Annotated in this window: 17 protein-coding genes and 3 tRNA genes; 2 read left to right on the top strand and 18 right to left on the bottom strand. The window is 58.9% G+C overall.

Annotated elements, in window-relative coordinates; all coding sequences use genetic code 11:
- Window positions 1-2 precede the first annotated feature (2 nt).
- Window positions 3-779, top strand: coding sequence for a TatD family hydrolase (locus AB4O16_RS20450; RefSeq protein WP_160390275.1), 777 nt, complete (start codon window positions 3-5; stop codon window positions 777-779).
- On the opposite strand, the gene AB4O16_RS20445 is transcribed toward AB4O16_RS20450, so the two are convergent.
- The 5 genes from AB4O16_RS20445 to AB4O16_RS20425 form a co-directional block, all read right to left on the bottom strand.
- A complete protein-coding gene (locus AB4O16_RS20445; protein ID WP_460155669.1) occupies window positions 780-1,166 on the bottom strand; it encodes a hypothetical protein in 387 nt (128 codons plus the stop codon).
- 180 nt (window positions 1,167-1,346) lie between these two features.
- Entirely contained in the window at window positions 1,347-2,051 is a 705-nt protein-coding gene (locus tag AB4O16_RS20440) for a methyl-accepting chemotaxis protein (protein ID WP_460158079.1), read from the bottom strand.
- A gap of 1,496 nt (window positions 2,052-3,547) precedes the next feature.
- Entirely contained in the window at window positions 3,548-4,384 is an 837-nt protein-coding gene (gene ampE / locus AB4O16_RS20435) for a regulatory signaling modulator protein AmpE (RefSeq protein WP_460155668.1), read from the bottom strand.
- Entirely contained in the window at window positions 4,381-4,941 is a 561-nt protein-coding gene (gene ampD, locus AB4O16_RS20430) for a 1,6-anhydro-N-acetylmuramyl-L-alanine amidase AmpD (protein WP_160390279.1), read from the bottom strand. The genes ampE and ampD overlap by 4 nt, the downstream gene beginning before the upstream one ends.
- A 62-nt stretch (window positions 4,942-5,003) precedes the next feature.
- Window positions 5,004-7,202, bottom strand: a complete 2,199-nt coding sequence (locus tag AB4O16_RS20425) for a DUF1631 domain-containing protein (RefSeq protein ID WP_460155667.1) — start codon at window positions 7,200-7,202, stop codon at window positions 5,004-5,006.
- Window positions 7,203-7,465: 263 nt separating this feature from the next.
- On the opposite strand from AB4O16_RS20425, the gene nadC reads away from it, so the two are divergent.
- Window positions 7,466-8,314 (top strand): carboxylating nicotinate-nucleotide diphosphorylase, encoded by an 849-nt coding sequence (gene nadC, locus AB4O16_RS20420; RefSeq protein ID WP_160390281.1) that lies wholly within the window; start codon window positions 7,466-7,468, stop codon window positions 8,312-8,314.
- A gap of 121 nt (window positions 8,315-8,435) precedes the next feature.
- Here nadC and AB4O16_RS20415 read toward each other — a convergent pair whose 3' ends face one another.
- The 13 genes from AB4O16_RS20415 to tpiA all read right to left on the bottom strand — a co-directional run bounded on the left by AB4O16_RS20415 (window position 8,436) and on the right by tpiA (window position 19,410).
- Entirely contained in the window at window positions 8,436-8,741 is a 306-nt protein-coding gene (locus AB4O16_RS20415) for a DUF6388 family protein (protein ID WP_160389468.1), read from the bottom strand.
- A gap of 133 nt (window positions 8,742-8,874) precedes the next feature.
- Window positions 8,875-8,950, bottom strand: a tRNA-Thr gene (locus tag AB4O16_RS20410).
- 138 nt (window positions 8,951-9,088) lie between these two features.
- On the bottom strand, window positions 9,089-11,194 hold the full coding sequence (gene pnp / locus AB4O16_RS20405) for a polyribonucleotide nucleotidyltransferase (protein WP_007915263.1): 2,106 nt from the start codon (window positions 11,192-11,194) through the stop codon (window positions 9,089-9,091).
- A 205-nt stretch (window positions 11,195-11,399) separates the two neighbouring features.
- Window positions 11,400-11,669 carry a 30S ribosomal protein S15 gene (rpsO, locus tag AB4O16_RS20400; RefSeq protein WP_003197723.1) on the bottom strand — a complete coding sequence of 90 codons (270 nt, stop codon included), beginning with the start codon at window positions 11,667-11,669 and terminating at the stop codon, window positions 11,400-11,402.
- Window positions 11,670-11,811: 142 nt separating this feature from the next.
- Entirely contained in the window at window positions 11,812-12,729 is a 918-nt protein-coding gene (gene truB, locus AB4O16_RS20395; RefSeq protein ID WP_160389469.1) for a tRNA pseudouridine(55) synthase TruB, read from the bottom strand.
- A gap of 3 nt (window positions 12,730-12,732) precedes the next feature.
- Window positions 12,733-13,134, bottom strand: a complete 402-nt coding sequence (gene rbfA, locus AB4O16_RS20390; RefSeq protein ID WP_007973108.1) for a 30S ribosome-binding factor RbfA — start codon at window positions 13,132-13,134, stop codon at window positions 12,733-12,735.
- A 159-nt stretch (window positions 13,135-13,293) separates the two neighbouring features.
- Entirely contained in the window at window positions 13,294-15,819 is a 2,526-nt protein-coding gene (gene infB / locus AB4O16_RS20385) for a translation initiation factor IF-2 (protein ID WP_160389470.1), read from the bottom strand.
- Between the two features lie 27 nt (window positions 15,820-15,846).
- The gene (gene nusA, locus AB4O16_RS20380; RefSeq protein ID WP_007900474.1) at window positions 15,847-17,328 is read right to left on the bottom strand and encodes a transcription termination factor NusA; all 1,482 of its coding nucleotides are present in this window, start codon (window positions 17,326-17,328) and stop codon (window positions 15,847-15,849) included.
- 59 nt (window positions 17,329-17,387) lie between these two features.
- Window positions 17,388-17,846 (bottom strand): ribosome maturation factor RimP, encoded by a 459-nt coding sequence (gene rimP, locus AB4O16_RS20375; protein ID WP_064387885.1) that lies wholly within the window; start codon window positions 17,844-17,846, stop codon window positions 17,388-17,390.
- A 138-nt stretch (window positions 17,847-17,984) separates the two neighbouring features.
- Window positions 17,985-18,061 (bottom strand) — tRNA-Met (locus AB4O16_RS20370).
- Between the two features lie 97 nt (window positions 18,062-18,158).
- Window positions 18,159-18,244, bottom strand: a tRNA-Leu gene (locus tag AB4O16_RS20365).
- 22 nt (window positions 18,245-18,266) lie between these two features.
- On the bottom strand, window positions 18,267-18,650 hold the full coding sequence (secG, locus tag AB4O16_RS20360; RefSeq protein ID WP_017336473.1) for a preprotein translocase subunit SecG: 384 nt from the start codon (window positions 18,648-18,650) through the stop codon (window positions 18,267-18,269).
- A gap of 4 nt (window positions 18,651-18,654) precedes the next feature.
- Complete coding sequence (gene tpiA, locus AB4O16_RS20355; RefSeq protein ID WP_160389471.1) at window positions 18,655-19,410, bottom strand: triose-phosphate isomerase; 756 nt, start codon at window positions 19,408-19,410, stop codon at window positions 18,655-18,657.
- Window positions 19,411-19,431: the final 21 nt, after the last annotated feature.

Here is a 19,431-nt window from a genome sequence, read left to right as displayed (position 1 = left end):
CCGTGGAGCTGATCGACACCCACACCCACCTGGATTTTCCGGACTTCGACGCCGACCGCCAGGCGTTGCTGGCCGAGAGCCGTGCCCTGGGGGTGCGGCGGATCGTCGTGCTGGGGGTTTATCAGGCCAATTGGCAGCGGGTCTGGGAGCTGGTGCAGAGTGATCCCGACCTGCACGCCGCCTTCGGGCTGCACCCGGTGTATCTGGACGATCATCGACCGCAACACCTGAGCGAACTCGGTGACTGGCTGACTCGACTGGCCGGCCATCGGCAGTTGTGTGCGGTAGGCGAGATCGGCCTGGATTACTTCATCGAATCCCTCGACCGCGACCGCCAACAGGCGTTGTTCGAGGCGCAATTGCAACTGGCGGCGGACTTCAGTCTTCCGGCGTTGATCCACGTGCGGCGCAGCCATGCGGCGGTGATTGCCACACTCAAGCGGTTTCGCCTGAAACGGGCCGGCATCATCCACGCCTTCGCCGGCAGCAAGGAAGAGGCCCGCGAATACATCAAGCTCGGTTTCAAGCTCGGCCTTGGCGGTGCCCCGACCTGGCCGCAGGCGCTGCGCATGCACCGCGTACTCGGTGAGCTGCCGCTGGATTCGGTGGTACTGGAAACCGACTCGCCGGACATGGCGCCCGCCATGTTCCCCGGCCAGCGCAACAGCCCGGCACACTTGCCGGCGATCTGCGCGGCACTGGCGCAATGGATGGCGATCAGCCCGGAACAACTGGCGGCGGCCAGCACCACCAACAGCTGCGAAGTGTTCGGTTGGTAATCAGTCGACGTGAGCCTTGGCGGCTTCGAGGATCAGCGTCAAATGCTGGCGCTGGCGGAAATAACGGACCACTGCGAAGTAAACGAGTACGGCGATCAGCGAAGCATTCAGCTGTTCGATGACACTGAGCATTCCCACCCACTCCATCACCAACGCCACCAGCAGTGCGGTGCAGACCATCACCCGCAGGCTGGCACGCAACGGTGTAAAAGAGTCGAGCGACTTGAAGCGCCTGATCTGTGCCGGGCAACGCAACTGAACCTGTTTCTGGCAGTGGGCACAGGCAAACGCTTCATTGATCGCAATGGCATTGAGTTGCCAGGGTTGAAGCCGCAACGTGCGCTGACAATGCGCACAGCGCCCCTGGACTCCAACTGTTGCAGACATAACCGGGTTTCCTCGATGCGGTAAGTCGCCTGAATCTTCCTTGGTTGAATTTCAGAATCCAGAGCACGGCGAGAATCAGGAGGACTCCTACCCGAAAAAGGAAAAAGTACTACGAAGCTTTCCGACAGTACGCCAAACCTGTGGGAGCAAGCTCGCTCCCACAGAGTCCCGAGAAGAATTTCAAACCCGGAATGCACTGATCAACTGCTTCAACTCCACGACCTGGGCCGACAACGCCCGGCTGGCATCTTCGGTCTGATGCGCACCTTCTGCGGTACGCTCGCCGGCGCGGTTGATCTCGACGATGTTCTGGTCGATGTCGTGGGCCACCGCCGTTTGCTGCTCCACCGCGGCGGCAATCTGCTGGTTCTGGTCGACGATCATGCCCACCGCGCCCAGGATGTTTTCCAGCGCCCGCTGGACCTTCTCCGACTGCCCTACCGTGCCGTTGGCCATTTCATGGCTGGTGCCCATGGCCTTGACCGCCGCGCCGACGCCACCATGGAGCCTGGTGATCATCTGCTCGATCTCTTCGGTCGATTGCTGGGTGCGTTTGGCCAGGGTCCGGACTTCATCGGCGACCACGGCGAAACCACGGCCCTGCTCACCGGCGCGTGCGGCCTCGATAGCGGCATTGAGCGCCAGCAGGTTGGTCTGCTCGGCGATGCTCTTGATCACTTCGAGCACGCGGCTGATGGACTGGCTGTCGCTGGCCAGTTGATTGATCACCAGCACCGACTGATCGATTTCGTTGGCCAGCGCGACAATGCTGCCTTGTTGCGACTCCACCAGACCGCGACCGCTGATGGTCTCGTCGTTGACACTGTGGGCACTGCTCACTGCTGCTGCGGCACTGCGCGCCACTTCCTGGGAAGTGGCCGACATCTGGTTCATCGCCGTGGCCACCTGCTCTATCTGCGTGCGCTGCCCGGCAACGGCCTGGTTGCTTTGCGCGGAGACGTTTTCCACTTGCCCGGCCTGACGCTCGACTTCGCTGACGGTCTGCCCTACCCGCTCGATCAGGTCATGGATTTTCTTCACGGTGCCGTTGAACACCTCGCCCAATTCGCCCAGTTCGTCACGGCTATGAGCGCTGAAAGTCACGGTCATGTCGCCGGCCGCCACCTTGTCCATCACCGCCCCCAGGCGCTTGAGCGTGGTGCGGGTCGAGGCATAGAACGCGCCGTAGAGATAAAAGATCAGCACGAACACGACCGATAACGCCACGGCCTGCAAGACCATGTGCGTACGGTTCTGGTCCAGGCGCTCTTGCAACTGCGGGCCCAGATACTTGAGGGTCGCCTCGTTGAGTTGGTAAGTCTGGTCCATCAGGGCGCTGACCTGATCGTAAAAGCCCTGCCACGGCGCATCGAGGGTATCGGCCATGACCACTTGTTCTTCGAACAGCTCGCTGGCTTTCTTCAACGATGCCCGGCTGCTGTCGGCCTGGGCGGTCAGGGTATCGCGCGCGGCTTTGCTGGACCCCAGGGCATCCTGCAACTTCAGGCCATATTCGGCCTGGAGCTTTTCAATCTGCGCCAACAATTCATCGAAACGGGTACTCGAAGCCGAGTTGATGAACCCCTGCCCCAACGAATAAGAACCCATTGCACGCCCCTCGCCCAGAATCTGGGTGACCCGTGGCGTGACGAGGGTGACGAGTTCGCTCAACTGACGCATGTCGCTCTGGTTGTCGCGACTGAGGCCGGCCTGGCTGGTGATGAGCTGGCTGAAAATCTGCGCACTGCCCACCAGTTTGCCGATCAGGGCACTTTTGCTTTGCAGGGAGTTTTCCGTTTGCTGGGCCTTGAACGCGGCGATCATTTCATCGCGTTTGCCATCGAACACCGCGACTTGCTCCGGGTCGCTGGTCATCGCCGCAAGCCCTTGCAAGCGAGTCAGAATATTCTGCTCAAGGGCGCTGATTTTCGATTCGACATTGCCGGCCTTGCCGGACTGGCCGAGGCTGACATTGATCTGCACCAGGTTGTTCAGGGTTTCCAGATCGCGGCGCAGCGACAGGCTGCTGCCCAACAGGTCGAGGCTTTGCAGTTCAATGCGCGTGGCCTGGAATTCGCGGTAGGAGTCACGCACCAGATAGAAGTTGGTCACCAGCATCGGCACCAGGAACAGTACGCTGATCAGGCTGAACTTCATGCCGAAGCTCAGGCGGTTCATCAGTGCGACAGCGGGATAGAGCAAGCTCTTCACTGGATGTCTCCCTTCAGTTTCTTATTTTTTTTATTGGCAGGCGCAGACAGACAGCAGATAGCCACTATTCGGCGCTATCTCTGTATAACGTAAATCGGCAGGAAGTTTTGTAACTTAAGGTTAACGCCAGGGCGAAACACTCCGGACAAGTGATCGCCCTGTTGAAGGAACTAATGCAGGACCGTCCACAACGCAAACCCGGCATACCAGAGCACTGCGGCACGCAGCAGCAGAGCCCAGATGCGGTCCAGGTTGTTGATACCTTCCACGCCGGCCACAGGTGCCGGAATTTCACCGGCCACCAACCCGACTTTCTCGATCAGTTGCGCAGCGCTGATGTTCCAGTTCAGCAACTCATGCAGCATGACCCGGCTGACCGCGACAAAGTTGCCGACCAACGCCAGGCTTGCCGCCAGCAAACGCACAGGCACCCAGTCGAAGGCGTGACGCAGCTGCCCGGCGCGCTCGACCAGTGCCGGGTTTTTTCCGTGTTCTTCGGCCAGCGCCAGCAACCGATAGCTCAGCGCCGCGACCGGCCCCAACAGGAAGTACCAGAAAATCACCGCAAAAAAACTCTGATAGGCCTCCCACAATAGATGCCCTTCAACCCGCTCCAGGAGTTGCTCGCCACTGTCTGCGCAGATATCCAGATCGCGTTCGGCGACATGGGCCGCTGCTTGCAGGTCTTCCCGCCGCCATGCATCGCGGAACGGCCCGAGGTCGCCCAGCAGGTCACCACGCCCAAGACTGTAGATCACCACCAGCAAATGGATCGGCAACGCCAGCAACCCATAGGCCACCGGTTCGATGACGACCAGCAGCAATCCCAGCAACGCCACCGGCAACAAGACAACGACCGCCAACACCAGCCATGGCCGCCCCGAAAGGCGCGGGCTGGCCTCAAGCTTGTTCAGCTCGTGTGTCCAGCCACTGTCACGCTGAACCCGATGGCGCAGGGCCGAAAATTTCTCGATCCACACCGTCAACAGCAACACCAGAAAACTCATTGCCCTTCCTCTTGTGCCAGAGCGGCGCGATAACGTGCCCAGTCAAACGCCGGCCCCGGATCGGTTTTGCGCCCGGGTGCAATATCACTGTGTCCGCAGATACGCTCTGTGGTGATCGCCGTGAACGCCTGCTGCAACTGGCGGGTCAGGGCTGTCAACGCGCCATATTGCGCGTCGGTGAACGGCTGATCATCCGTGCCTTCGAGCTCGATGCCCACGGAAAAATCGTTACAGGTTTCCCGCCCCTCGAAGCTCGAGACCCCCGCATGCCACGCACGCTCAAGGCATGAGACAAACTGGGTGACAGTGCCGTCACGCTCGATCAGAAAGTGCGCGGACACCCGCAAGTCCGCTATCCCTTCAAAATAGGGATGTTCGGTGACATCCAGACGATTCTGGAAAAATTCCTGCACCTTGCCGGTGGCGAACTGCGCCGGTGGCAGGCTGATGTTATGGATCACCAACAGGGAAATTTCGTCTGTGGGGCGCGCATTGAAGTTGGGTGAGGGGCAGACATGCACTCCCTGAATCCAACCGCTCGCGGAGTCCAACTGCATACCGATTCCTTCAACGTCGACTGTGTTGGCACAGTATGCCGCGATAATCCCCCAAGGCGCGATCACTTGCCACGCTTGAGGCCCTTGAGGTTGCCGATCACCGACTCCAGTGCCCGCTCGAACAGCAGGGTGTCGTCCAGCACTCGCACCACGCCATTGCGCAGCTCCAGTGCCAGGTCGAGGCGATTGCGCTCGAGCACTTTCATGCCGGTGCGATTGACGAAGATGTATTGGCCGGTATTTTCAATGACGGCAACCAGCTTGCAGCGAAGGCTGTTTTCCGCGTCTTCCTGAAATTCGACCCAGCAGCCCACAAGCATTTTATCGACCTGACGCAAGCTCGCATCGTCCGCCAGCAAACGTACCGGCTCGCTGTGCACCTGGCTTTCGTCGGCAATCTGAAGGACGACAGGTGCCAGCACCTCGACCATCGTCGACGCGCTGGCGGGTGAGCCTCCGATTCCCTGCAATGCCTGCTGGTGCAAGCCTTCCAGCTCGCTGAAAAACTCGCTGGTGGCAAATGGATCGAACGCCGACGCGTTCAGTCCGTCGCGCAACGACTTGAGCAAACCCGGGACCAAGGCCAGCATCCTGGCCGCGTCGGGCTCGCGGTGCTGCTGAACGCTCCAGACCAATTGCTCCAGGGTACGCACATCGGCATGCCACTCGGCCGATCGGGCGCCATGCTTGAGGCACGTCAGCAGCAGCACTTTGCTCCAGGCCTGCTGGACAAACGTCACCACGCCTTGCGGCAGGACTTTGCCAAGCAACGCCTGATTCAGCGCCTGCTCGACCTGCTGGCGGGCCAATCCGGTCCTGGCCCGGCCTTCCTCGGCGTCGCGAATGCGTTGCTCGAGCAGTTCGCTGCGACGGCGTTCGTCCTGGGTAAACGCGAGAAAGTCGGCGAGCAACTCGGAAAATATCGCCGGATCATCGACAAACTCATTCAACAAACGCTGCACGACCTGATCGATACGCACGTACAGGCTGTCACGCTGATGATCGTCACACGCACCCCAACCCATGGCCGCACTGGCGATTTCGTTGAGCAGGCGTCGCGCCGGATGACTGCTGCGACTGAAGAAACTCTTGTCGAGCACCGCCACCTTGACCAACGGGATCTGCAATCGGCCGATCAGCGCCTTGAGGGAATCCGGCAGGTTGCGATCATCGAGCATGCATTCGAAAAGCATGGCGACCAGATTGATCACATCTTCATCGGCCTCCGCGAAAATCCGCGACCGGCCGCTTTTGACGCTGACCCGGGTCAGTAACTGTTCGAGCTGGTTGCGCAGGTCGAAATCGTCGACGGCTGCCGGGGCGGGCACGTATTGCTGCAAATGCGACAGCAAGCGCAACAGATCGCGCGTGGAAATCGGCTGTGCCGTGGCACTGACTGCCAGCGTTGACGAAAGACTGCCGCGTACGTTGAACAGCAGCGCCTGCAACGCGGCGAATGCCTCCTGGACATTGTCATCGATCGGCAAGCAGACCGGGGTGCCGCCCTCATCGGCCGATTCGTCGGCGACGCTGATGTCAGGCCGGTCGGCGGTACGGCGCACCGGGGCCGATACAAGGTCGGGCAACACTCCGGTGGCGAGCAGCAGTTGATTGGCTTCGGCGTAAAGCTGATCGGCCTCGCTGAGGACATAACGCTCGAACAACTCGAGGATAATCAGCTTGACCTTGATCGCCAGCCCCAGCTGGCGTGCAGACTGCAAGAAGTACTCGCAGAGCATCGCCGGACTCAGCGGGTTGTTCAGGTCACCCGACTCCTTGCCCAACAAGGCGCGCAGTCGCGTCGTCAGTTGATCCAGGGCGAAACCGTCGCGGTCCAGCACCCGGCTGACCATCGCTTGCACCGCGACCGTACGCTCGCGCTCGTCATCGGCTTGCGCCATCGCAGGATCGGCCGCCAGGACCTGAGGCAACGCCGCGAGCGCCGGGTCGTATTGGCCAAGACGGATGAAGGCACCGAAAAGATGCTCGAGAAACACCCGCTCGATGCTTTTGTGCTTGAGGCGCAAATCGCGCATCGCTTGAAAGAAGATGTACTGCTCGACGTCACAGCGGGCGCGGTCAGCCATTTCGAAGAGAGTGTCATCGGCGTTATCGAACAGCGCCTGCAAGCCATGTCGCAACTGTTGCGCAGCCTTGTCGCGAACCTGGAGAAGAATCGCCGGCAGTCGGGCGAGTGGCGAGTGAGCCACCTGGTCGGTAGTGGCCTTGTGCAGAGGCACTACATTCCCGTCGTTGTGCATTCGGCCTCCCTGGAACGGTGATGCTTTGAATCGTCAAAGTGATGACGTCAAATACAAGGCGAATTATCTGGTAAAAGCTCACCTCTGTGCCAGAAAACTCTGCACTTGCTCTCAAACAGGCGTTTGCTCGGCATCCGCGATCAGCGCCGACAACACCGGGATCCGATCAAATACAGGCGCCAGCGCCAACCGGACACGCTGATGCCTTGGGTTGGCCCGCGCCATGGCCCTATAATCGAGCCACTTTGTTTGTGGAGTCCGTTATGCCGAACCTACGTCTCGCCGATCTGACCGCCGAAATCGAAGCCAACGTGCGCCGTGCGTTGCGTGAAGACATCGGCAGCGGCGACATCACCGCGCAATTGATCCCGGCCGAACGCCTGGCCAAAGCCACCATCATTACCCGCGATGCGGCCGTCATCAGCGGTACCGCCTGGGTGGATAACGTGTTTCGGCAACTGGACCCACGGGTGGCGGTGCACTGGCAGGTTGCCGACGGTGAGCGGGTGACGCCCAACCAGGTGCTGTTCCACCTCGAAGGCCCGGCGCGCTCACTGTTGACCGGTGAACGCAGCGCCCTGAACTTCCTGCAAATGCTCTCGGGCGTGGCGACCCGCGCGCAATACCTGGCGGACTTCGTGGCCGAGACTCAGGTCAAGCTGCTCGACACCCGTAAAACCTTGCCGGGGCTGCGCCTGGCGCAAAAGTATGCGGTGACCTGCGGTGGTTGCCACAACCACCGCATCGGCCTGTATGACGCCTTCCTGATCAAGGAAAACCACATCGCGGCCAGCGGCGGTATCGCGCAGGCCATCACGGCCGCGCACAAGATCGCGCCGGGCAAACCGGTCGAGATTGAAGTGGAAAGCCTGGATGAGCTCAAGGAAGCGCTGGCGGCCGGTGCCGACATCATCATGCTCGATGAACTGAGCCTGGACGACATGCGCGAAGCCGTGCGCCTGAACGCCGGCAAGGCCAAGCTGGAGGCCAGCGGCGGGATCAACGAAAGCACGTTGCTGCCGATCGCACAGACCGGGGTGGATTACATTTCGATTGGTGCGATGACCAAGGATGTGAAGGCGGTCGATCTGTCGATGCGTTTGAGCATCTGAGTACACGTACAAATTGTAGGAGCGAGCCTGCTCGCGATGTACCCGAGAGCGCCACGTTTAACCAATAAACCCGCGTAATCGTTAACGACCATCGCGAGCAGGCTCGCTCCTACAGTTCGGGTCAAACCACCAGATTGTTCATCTCGCAGTACTCTTCCCACTCGACGCCCAACACCTCGGCGGCCTCCCGGTGCAGCTCCAGGCGCTTGGCCTCGTACTCTTCTGGAGTGCTCGTGTACTTGAGGGTCAACTCCCACGGCTGCAAGCCCTGGGCTTCGGCTTCATCCTCGAAGGCCCATTGAATCTGGTCCTTCTGATCATCCGGACTCAAGTCCTTGATCTCGTCCATCAATCCGGACGCGTCCAGCGCGTACTTCTTGAGGGCTTCTTCGTGTCTGGCTTGCTGGCTCAATTCTTTTACGGTCATGGCGTTCTCGTTGATCTGGGGAATGGAAGATGGATCTGGATCATCAAGGATCTCTCTGACGCAAAAAAACCGTATGAAGCACGGTTTATCTGGCCTTCAGAACCATTCGGGATCATCTGAAAACAAGTCTTGCTGGTGCCCGAGACAGGAATCGAACCTGCGACCTTCGCGTTACGAGTGCGCTGCTCTACCGGCTGAGCTACACGGGCGGTGGGCTAAACCTAGCACTGACTTCAGGGGCAGGCAACTTCCGGAACGTCTCAATTTCCTGCAGACAAAAAAATGCCCCACAGCTTTCACTGCAGGGCATTTTTTACAACGCTGAAGCGGTCAGGCGTGAGGCGTGATTAAACGCCCGAAGCCTTGGCTGCTGCCACGTCTTTGATGGACAGCTTGATACGGCCGCGGTTGTCCACGTCCAGTACCAGCACTTCCACTTCCTGGCCTTCTTTCAGGATGTCGGTCACTTTCTCTACGCGAGCGTCGCTCAGCATGGAGATGTGAACCAGACCGTCCTTGCCCGGCAGGATGTTGACGAATGCGCCGAAGTCGACGATGCGCTCAACCTTGCCGACGTAGATCTTGCCGATCTCGGCTTCAGCGGTGATGCCCAGAACGCGCTGACGAGCAGCTTCAGCAGCTTCCTTGGTTTCGCCGAAGATCTTGATCGAACCGTCGTCTTCGATGTCGATCGAAGCCTTGGTTTCTTCACAGATCGCACGAATGGTCGCGCCGCCTTTACCGATGACATCACGGATTTTGTCGGTGTCGATTTTCATCGCGATCATGGTCGGAGCGTTGGCCGACAGTTCGGTACGCGACTGGCCGATGATCTGGTTCATCTGGCCGAGGATGTTCAGGCGCGCTTCCAGGGCTTGGCCCAGAGCGATTTCCATGATCTCTTCGGTGATGCCCTTGATCTTGATGTCCATCTGCAGCGCGGTGACGCCCTTGGCGGTACCGGCTACCTTGAAGTCCATGTCGCCCAGGTGGTCTTCGTCACCCAGGATGTCGGTCAGGACGGCGAATTTCTCGCCTTCTTTAACCAGACCCATGGCGATACCGGCAACCGGCGCCTTCATCGGCACACCAGCGTCCATCAGGGCCAGGGAAGCGCCGCAAACGGAAGCCATGGAGCTCGAACCGTTGGATTCGGTGATTTCCGAAACCACGCGGATGGTGTACGGGAACACGTCGGCGGCAGGCAGCATGGCCGAAACCGAACGACGGGCCAGACGGCCGTGACCGATTTCACGACGACCAGCACCACCCATGCGACCACACTCGCCCACCGAGAACGGAGGGAAGTTGTAGTGCAGCATGAACGGGTCTTTTTTCTCGCCTTCCAGGGTGTCCAGCAGTTGTGCGTCACGGGCGGTGCCCAGTGTCGCGACTACCAGAGCCTGGGTTTCACCACGGGTGAACAGAGCCGAACCGTGGGTCTTTGGCAGAACGCCGACTTCGATGTTCAACGGACGTACGGTCTTGGTGTCGCGGCCGTCGATACGTGGCTTGCCGTTAACGATGTTTTCGCGAACGGTGCGGTATTCGATTTCGCCGAAAGCTGCTTTGACTTCGCTGGAGGAAGGCTGGCCTTCTTCACCGGACAGCTTGGCAACGACCTGATCCTTCAACTCGCCCAGGCGAGCGTAACGGTCGGCCTTGACGGTGATGGTGTAGGCCTGGGAGATCGCTTCGCCGAACTCGGCACGGATAGCGCCCAGCAGTTCGGTGGCTTCTGGCGCAGGAGCCCAGGTCCAGGTTGGCTTGGCAGCTTCAGCGGCCAGTTCTTTAACGGCGTTGATCACAACCTGGAACTCGTCGTGAGCAAACAGTACCGCGCCCAGCATCTGGTCTTCGGTCAGCTCTTTGGCTTCCGATTCAACCATCAGCACGGCGTCCGAAGTACCGGCAACGACCATGTCCAGGCTCGAAGCAGCTTGCTGCTCGTAAGTCGGGTTCAGCAGGTAGCCGGTGCTTTCGTGGAAAGCAACGCGAGCGGCACCGATCGGGCCATCGAAAGGAATGCCGGAGATGGCCAGCGCAGCCGAGGTACCGATCATCGCAGCGATGTCCGGATCGGTCTTCTTGCTGGTGGAAACGACGGTGCAGACAACCTGCACTTCGTTCATGAAACCTTCAGGGAACAGCGGACGGATCGGACGGTCGATCAGTCGGGAAGTCAGGGTTTCTTTCTCGGAAGGACGGCCTTCACGCTTGAAGAAACCACCAGGGATCTTGCCGGCAGCGTAAGTCTTTTCCTGGTAGTGAACAGACAGAGGGAAGAAGCCCTTGCCTGGATCGGCTTGCTTGGCACCGACTACGGTCACCAATACGCTGACGTCGTCGTCAACGGTGACCAATACTGCGCCGGAGGCCTGACGGGCGATACGGCCAGTCTCGAGGGTAACGGTCGACTGACCGAACTGGAATTTTTTGATTACCGGGTTCACGGTGTCCTACCTTCTTTGTGGCTCTTGGGGAACTGGTTTCTTGCGAAATTCTTGGGCAACGCCGGGAATCGGCCCGACACAATTGTCCAGGTGCTACTCAGGTAAAGCAGGTATCCAGATAAAACTTGAGGCTGGGAGCCTGCCATGCACCAGCGGGAAACCCGCTGATGCACGACAGACAACCAACCTCTAGCGCAATCGCTTATTAGCGACGCAGACCCAGGCGAGCGATCAGAGCGCTGTAACGGCTCACGTCCTTGCCTTTCAGGTAGTCCAGCAGCTTACGACGCTGGTTTACCATGCGGATCAGACCACGACGGGAGTGGTGATCTTTACCGTTGGCCTTGAAGTGACCTTGCAGCTTGTTGATGTTGTGGGTCAGCAGTGCAACTTGCACTTCTGGCGAACCAGTGTCACCAACGGCTTGCTGGTAGTCAGCAACGATTTGAGCTTTTTCTTGAACGTCGAGAGCCATGAGGCAATCCTTTTATCAGGAAACTGTTTCAGAAAAACAGTTTCAACAGGCCAGGGACAAATCCCTGTATCTATAAATGAGTCGTGACCGTGCCTGTTAACAGCCACACTCGCCGACCTGCTGTTACACAGGCCGGTTCCGGTCATTCTGACCGAATCAAACGACGCGGCGCGATGCGCCCGTCTTCGCTCACTTCACCGATACCGATGAAGCGACCATTGTGATCCTGTACCCGCACCATGCCGAACTTCGGAGCATCCGGGGCACGTACCGGCTGGCCGTTGAGCCAGTAGAACGCGCTCGCTTCGGAGAACTGCAACAGTGGCCAATCCAGCAGGCCGCTGTCCGATGGCATCAGGAAGCGATCGACCGCTTCGTTGCCGCCTTCGGCATGTACCGCTTCCAGCTCTTCCAGGGTTACCGTCTGCGCCAGGGTGAATGGCCCGGCCTGGGTACGTCGCAGTTCTGCAACGTAAGCGCCACAACCGAGTTGCTCACCGATATCCTCCACCAGGGTACGGATATAGGTGCCTTTAGTGCAATCCACCGACAGCCGCGCAGTATCGCCTTCGAAGGCCAGCAATTCCAAGCGCGTAATAGTAACAGAACGCGGTTCGCGCTCCACTACTTCGCCTGCACGCGCCAGCTTGTACAGCGGCTGGCCATCGCGCTTGAGCGCCGAGTACATCGGCGGTATCTGACTGATTTGCCCACGAAATTTCGGCAGCACAGCTTCGATATCGGTGCGACCAACGGTCACCGGACGCTCCTGCAAAACTTCACCTTCGGCGTCCGCCGTGGTGGTGGTCTTGCCCAGTTGCGCCAGGGTTTCATAACCCTTGTCGGAATCGAGCAGGTATTGCGAGAACTTGGTGGCCTCGCCGAAGCACAGCGGCAACACGCCGGAGGCCAGCGGGTCGAGACTGCCGGTATGACCGGCCTTCTCGGCGTTCAGCAACCAGCGAACCTTCTGCAAGGCCGCGTTGGAGGTGAACCCCAGCGGCTTGTCGAGAAGGATAATGCCGCTGACGTTACGACGGATACGTTTGACCTGAGCCACCGATTACTCCTTGGTGTCTTCGGCTTCTGCCGCAACCGGATGCTGATTGTCTTCAGCCACTGCGCGCTCGATCAATGCCGACAGATGCGCACCACGCACGACGCTTTCGTCGTAGTGGAAGTGCAGCTGTGGAACGCTGCGCAACTTCATCTCGCGAGCCAGCTGCATGCGCAGGAAACCGGCGGCAGAGTTGAGCACCTTGATGCTTTGTGCAATTTCTTCGGCGCTGTCCTGCCCCATCACGGTGATGAAGATCTTCGCGTGACCGACGTCACGGCTGACTTCCACAGCGGTAATGGTGACCAGGCCGACGCGCGGGTCTTTGACTTCACGACGGATCAGTTGTGCCAGCTCGCGCTGCATCTGATCGCCGATACGTTGGGTACGGCTATATTCTTTTGCCATGTCTTGTTACCTGTTACTGCCCCACGGTGAAACCCGCAAGGTCTGAAAGCGGCAAACGCCCGGCCTGACAAAAGCCAGACCGGGCGTTGCGTTTAGAGTCCTGGTGACGAGTTGCGCACTTGCATGCGGCTAGCCGTCACGGCTCTTGAAGTGCGCGAATTAGAGGCTGCGAGCAACCTGCACCTTCTCGAAGACTTCGATCTTGTCACCGACTTTAACGTCGTTGTAGCTCTTCACGCCGATACCGCATTCCATGCCGGCACGTACTTCGGAAGCGTCATCCTTGAAGCGGCGCAGGGATTCCAGCTCGCCTTCGAAGATAACGATGTCTTCACGCAGTACACGGATCGGACGGTTACGGTGAACGACACCTTCGACAACCATGCAACCGGCGATCGCGCCAAACTTCGGCGAACGGAACACGTCACGCACTTCGGCGATACCCAGGATGTTCTCGCGAACATCGCTGCCGAGCATACCGGTCAGGGCTTTCTTGACGTCTTCGATGATGTCGTAGATCACGTTGTAGTAACGCATATCCAGACCTTCCTGCTCGACGATCTTGCGCGCGCCGGCATCGGCACGCACGTTGAAGCCGAACAGTACAGCGTTGGAGGCCAGTGCCAGGTTGGCGTCGGACTCGGTGATACCACCGACACCGCCACCCACTACACGCACTTGCACTTCGTCGTTACCCAGGCCGTTCAAGGCACCGTTCAACGCTTCCAACGAACCACGAACGTCGGATTTGAGGACGATGTTAAGCGTCTTCTTCTCTTCCTGGCCCATGTTTTCGAAGATGTTTTCCAGCTTGCCGGCGTGAGCACGAGCCAGTTTGACTTCGCGGAACTTGCCTTGACGGAACAGAGCCACTTCACGGGCTTTCTTCTCGTCGGCAACCACGCTCATCTCGTCGCCAGCGTCCGGGGTACCGTCCAGGCCGAGGATCTCGACAGGGATGGCCGGACCGGCTTCCTTGATTGGCTTGCCGTTCTCGTCGAGCATGGCACGTACACGGCCATAGTTCGAACCGACCAGGACCATGTCGCCCTGGCGCAGGGTACCGTCTTGAACCAGAACGGTAGCCACCGGGCCACGGCCCTTGTCCAGACGGGACTCAACCACCACACCACGGCCAGGAGCCGATGGCGTTGCAGTCAGTTCCAGGACTTCGGCTTGCAGCAGTACGGCTTCGAGCAGTTCGTCGACGCCGGTACCCATCTTCGCCGAAACCGGTACGAATGGAGTGTCGCCACCCCACTCTTCCGAGGTCACACCGTGTACCGACAGTTCGCTACGGATGCGATCGAGATCAGCGCCCGGCTTGTCGATCTTGTTCACTGCAACAACCAGTGGAACACCGGCCGCTACTGCGTGCTGGACAGCTTCAATGGTCTGCGGCATTACGCCGTCGTCCGCTGCAACCACCAGGATCACGATGTCGGTCGCCTTGGCACCACGGGCACGCATTGCGGTAAACGCAGCGTGACCAGGGGTGTCGAGGAACGTCACCATGCCACGGTCGGTTTCAACGTGGTACGCACCGATGTGCTGGGTGATGCCACCGGCTTCGCCAGCAGCAACCTTGGCACGACGGATGTAGTCGAGCAGGGAAGTCTTACCGTGGTCAACGTGGCCCATTACGGTCACGACTGGTGCACGGGAAACGGCCTCGCCTTCAAACTTCAGGGACTCGGCCAGGGAATCTTCCAGGGCGGTGTCGCTGACCAGGGTCACTTTGTGGCCCAGTTCTTCAGCAACCAACTGGGCAGTTTCCTGGTCCAGTACCTGGTTGATGGTCGCTGGAGTACCCAGTTTGAACATGAACTTGATGATTTCAGCAGCCTTGACCGACATCTGTTGAGCGAGGTCGCCCACAGTGATGGTCTCGCCGATCTTCACTTCGCGCACGACAGGGCCGGTTGGGCTCTGGAAACCGTGGGCGTTGCGCTTCTTCAGCTTGGCCTTGCCGCGACCACCACGACGGAAGCCATCGCTTTCTTCGTCGGTAGTACGTGGGGCAACGCGTGGAGCAGGCGCCTTTTCCTTGACCGAAGCACGATGCGGAGCGTTTTTGCGCTCGCCATCGCCGCTACCGCGACGATTGTTGTCATCGGCACGTGGTTTGTCCGGACGACGCTGTTCATCGCGCTTGCGAGCGTCTGCTGCTGGAGCCGGAGCGGCTGCCACGACCGGTGCGCTTTCGCGCACTGGCTCGGCTACCGCAGCAGGCGCTGCAACAGGTTCGGCTGGAGCGGTCGACGCAGCAGCAGGCTGGCGACGCGCTTCTTCTTCGGCGCGACGCTTGGCTTCTTCTTCAGCCTTCTGACGTGCAGCATTTTCTACTGCGCGACGTTCATCCAGTTCACGCTTGCGCTCGGCTTCGATTTCTTCCGGGCTGCGCTGTACGAAGACTTTTTTCTTGCGTACTTCAACGCTGATGCTTTTGCTGCCAGCAACACGCAGGGTGCTGGTGGTTTTACGCTGCAGCGTAATCTTGCGTGGTTCTTCCACTTTCGCCTTGTGGCTGCTTTTCAAGTGAGTCAGCAACGATTGCTTCTCACTGTCAGTCACACTTTCTTCGGCGGCGGTGTGCGGCAGACCTGCCTCACGCATCTGCTGCAACAGGCGCTCTACCGGTGTTTTGACCTCATCGGCCAGTTGTTTCACCGTGACTTGCGTCATGCACTTCTCTCCTCAGGCCGCGCCTAATTACTCGAACCAGTGGGCTCGGGCGGCCATGATCAACTTGCCGGCACGATCATCGTCAATGCCGTCGATGTCGAGCAGGTCGTCAATAGACTGCTCGGCCAGGTCTTCGCGGGTAATTACGCCGCGCACCGCCAGTTCCATCGCCAAATCCTTGTCCATACCCTCAAGCGAGAGCAGGTCTTCGGCCGGATGGGCGTCTGCCAGCTTTTCCTCAGTAGCGATGGCTTTGGTCAACAAACGATCCTTGGCACGAGCGCGAAGCTCGTTGACGGTTTCCTCGTCAAAGCCGTCGATGTTGAGCATTTCTTCCAACGGTACGTAGGCAATCTCTTCCAGGCTGGTGAAGCCTTCATCTACCAGCACCTGCGCCAGGTCTTCGTCGACTTCCAGCTCGTCGATGAAGTTGCGCAGGATGTCGCCGGTTTCTGCTTGCTGCTTAGCCTGGATGTCCGATTCGGTCATCACGTTCAGGGTCCAGCCAGTCAACTGGCTGGCCAGACGCACGTTCTGACCACCGCGACCGATGGCCTGAGCCAGATTGTCTGCGCCAACGGCGATGTCCATTGCATGGGCATCTTCGTCAACGATAATTGCCGCAACCTCGGCCGGGGACATGGCGTTGATCACGAACTGAGCCGGGTTGTCGTCCCACAGAACGATGTCAACACGCTCACCGCCCAACTCGCCCGACACTGCCTGGACGCGCGAACCGCGCATACCGATGCAAGCGCCCTGCGGGTCGATGCGTTTGTCCTTGGAGCGGACGGCGATCTTGGCGCGGGATCCCGGATCACGGGACGCAGCCATCACTTCGATCAGGCCTTCGGCAATTTCCGGCACTTCGATGCGGAACAACTCGATCAGCATTTCCGGCGCGGTACGCGACAGGATCAACTGCGGGCCGCGGTTCTCGGTGCGGATTTCCTTGAGCAGCGCACGCAGACGCACGCCAACCCGGAAAGTTTCGCGAGAAATGATGTCTTCACGGGCCAGCAACGCTTCAGCGTTGTTGCCCAGATCAACGATCACGTTGTCGCGGGTTACTTTTTTCACGGTGCCGGAGATGATTTCACCCAGGCGCTCGCGATAAGCGTCTACAACCTGAGCGCGCTCGGCTTCGCGAACTTTCTGCACGATGACTTGCTTGGCAGTCTGTGCAGCAATGCGCCCGAATTCGATGGACTCGATTTTCTCTTCGACAACGTCACCGACCTTGGCGCCAGGATGCGTTTCAGCAACCTTGCTCGGCCAGGTTTCGATGGCCGGATCGTCCAGGTCTGCTTCCTCGACGACCGTCCAGCGACGGAAAGTCTCGTAGGCACCGGTGTGGCGATTGATTTCCACACGCAGATCAACTTCGTCTTCGAAACGCTTTTTGGTCGCAGTGGCCAGGGCCAGCTCCAGCGCTTCAAAAATAACGTTTGCCGGTACACCCTTTTCGTTGGATACCGACTCAACAACCAGCAGTACTTCTTTGCTCATCGTACGCCTCGCCTTTCGCAAGCCATTGGATCCGCGGGATCCGCAGTATCTGGCACGCCTCAGTCAAAACTGGGAATAATGTTGGCCTTGTCGATCATATCGATCGGCAACAGGAACTCATGGTCTTCTACCTGCACCACGACATCCTGCTCTTCTACGCCGCGCAGAAGGCCCTGAAAGTTGCGTCGTCCTTCAAAAGGCGAGCGCAGCTTGATCTTCACTTGTTCACCGGCAAATTTTGCAAACTGCTCAAGAGTGAACAGAGGGCGTTCCATGCCAGGCGAGGAAACTTCAAGGGTGTACTCAACGGTGATTGGATCTTCAACATCCAGCACACCGCTGATCTGACGGCTGACGATGGCACAATCGTCCACCAGCACGCCGCCCTCTTTATCGATATAAACGCGCAACATCGAGTGACGACCCTGAGCCGAAAACTCGATACCCCAGCATTCATAGCCTAGGGCCACGACCACCGGGGCCAGCAAGGCCTGCAACTCTTCTAGCTTGCTCGACACCTGAACCCCCTAGTGCATGTATGTGCATGCTATGCAAAATAAAAAAATGGGCGAAACGCCCATCCTTGAAACGCCGTCGAACAGCGGCGTAGAAAGTGTCCAGCTAACAAAAAGCCCCTGAAAAGGGGCTCCTTAAACTGGTTGCGGGGGCCGGATTTGAACCGACGACCTTCGGGTTATGAGCCCGACGAGCTACCAGACTGCTCCACCCCGCGACAAAGCTGGGGCGGAAGTATACGACCGATCCCCTACAGGGTCAATGTAACCTTCCACCTGCAAGAAAGCCCGCAACAGCGGGCTCTCCTGACTAATTGGTACCGAGAAGGGGACTCGAACCCCTACACCCTATGGGCACAACCACCTCAAGGTTGCGTGTCTACCAATTCCACCACCTCGGCAATACTACGTTTGAAACCCTTCTTACTTCTGCTCTTGAGCTGGAGGCACGTCAGTCGCTGGAGTAGCCGACTTTTGCTCTTGAAGCACCGGGACATCATCAGAAGCCGGTTGTTGCTTTGGAACTTCCAGTACCGCTGGGTTTGGCAGACCTACTTGAGTCAGCTGGTGAGCCTTCTCTTTAGCAAAGTAACCTAACCCCAAGCTGGTTATGAAAAAACCTGCGGCAAGTATAGCAGTAAACTTACTAAGAAAGGTAGAGGAACCTTGGCTTCCGAACACAGTATTTGAAGCACCTGCTCCGAAAGACGCACCAGCGTCCGCACCTTTACCCTGCTGCAGCAAAACCAGAGCAACTACGCCCAATGCACCCAGCAGATGAAAAACGACTACGACTGTTTCCAGCATTTTTTCAGTTTCCCGCGGCGCGACAAATCGCACCGAACTCATCTGCATTCAGGGAAGCCCCACCAATGAGACCCCCATCGATATCCGGCATGCCGAACAGTTCGACCGCATTGGCCGCCTTCACGCTGCCGCCGTATAGAAGCCGCACACCTTGTGCGACTTCAGAATTCTCTGCCGCCAACTGAGCGCGGATGGCTGCATGCACATCCTGCGCCTGTTGCGGCGTTGCAGTCAGCCCGGTGCCAATGGCCCAGACCGGCTCGTAAGCGATCACTGCCTTGGCAAAGGCACCGACACCCAGCTCCTCAATGATACTGCCAAGCTGACGCGAGACAACCTCAAGAGTTTTTCCGGCTTCGCGCTGCTCAAGGGTTTCCCCTATGCACAACACCGGAGTCAAGCCACATGCCTGTGCCGCTGCGAACTTGCGAATCAGCACTGCGTCCTGCTCGCCCATGATCTGGCGGCGTTCGGAGTGCCCGACAAGTACCAGGGAACAACCTGCATCCACCAACTGACTCGGTGCAACTTCACCGGTCAACGCACCTTGTCCGGATTCCACCGCAGAATTCTGCGCGCCGACCGAAATCGACTTTCCTTCCAGGCCATCAATCACTTGATTGATATGCAGGAAAGGCGGGAATACCGCGACATCAACACCGCTCGGCAAGGCCAAGTCACGAAGGCCGTTGATCAGCTCAGCGACGCTGGCGCGGGTACCGTGCATCTTCCAGTTACCAGCTACCATAGGGCGACGCATGCTGTACCTCGTCGGTCAAAG

The organism is Pseudomonas sp. S2_H10, assembly GCF_054668285.1.
This window is presented reverse-complemented; position numbering and strand designations above follow the sequence as displayed.

Bases quoted from the DNA above. Each gene is read 5' to 3' on its own strand.
- AB4O16_RS20445 (WP_460155669.1), bottom strand. From the start codon at position 1,166: ATGTCTGCAACAGTTGGAGTCCAGGGGCGCTGTGCGCATTGTCAGCGC.
- AB4O16_RS20440 (WP_460158079.1), bottom strand. From the start codon at position 2,051: ATGTCGGCCACTTCCCAGGAAGTGGCGCGCAGTGCCGCAGCAGCAGTG.
- ampD (WP_160390279.1), bottom strand. From the start codon at position 4,941: ATGCAGTTGGACTCCGCGAGCGGTTGGATTCAGGGAGTGCATGTCTGC.
- nusA (WP_007900474.1), bottom strand. From the start codon at position 17,328: ATGAGCAAAGAAGTACTGCTGGTTGTTGAGTCGGTATCCAACGAAAAG.
- ampE (WP_460155668.1), bottom strand. From the start codon at position 4,384: ATGAGTTTTCTGGTGTTGCTGTTGACGGTGTGGATCGAGAAATTTTCG.
- AB4O16_RS20425 (WP_460155667.1), bottom strand. From the start codon at position 7,202: ATGCACAACGACGGGAATGTAGTGCCTCTGCACAAGGCCACTACCGAC.
- AB4O16_RS20415 (WP_160389468.1), bottom strand. From the start codon at position 8,741: ATGACCGTAAAAGAATTGAGCCAGCAAGCCAGACACGAAGAAGCCCTC.
- rbfA (WP_007973108.1), bottom strand. From the start codon at position 13,134: ATGGCAAAAGAATATAGCCGTACCCAACGTATCGGCGATCAGATGCAG.
- nadC (WP_160390281.1), top strand. From the start codon at position 7,466: ATGCCGAACCTACGTCTCGCCGATCTGACCGCCGAAATCGAAGCCAAC.
- rpsO (WP_003197723.1), bottom strand. From the start codon at position 11,669: ATGGCTCTCGACGTTCAAGAAAAAGCTCAAATCGTTGCTGACTACCAG.
- secG (WP_017336473.1), bottom strand. From the start codon at position 18,650: ATGCTGGAAACAGTCGTAGTCGTTTTTCATCTGCTGGGTGCATTGGGC.
- infB (WP_160389470.1), bottom strand. From the start codon at position 15,819: ATGACGCAAGTCACGGTGAAACAACTGGCCGATGAGGTCAAAACACCG.
- tpiA (WP_160389471.1), bottom strand. From the start codon at position 19,410: ATGCGTCGCCCTATGGTAGCTGGTAACTGGAAGATGCACGGTACCCGC.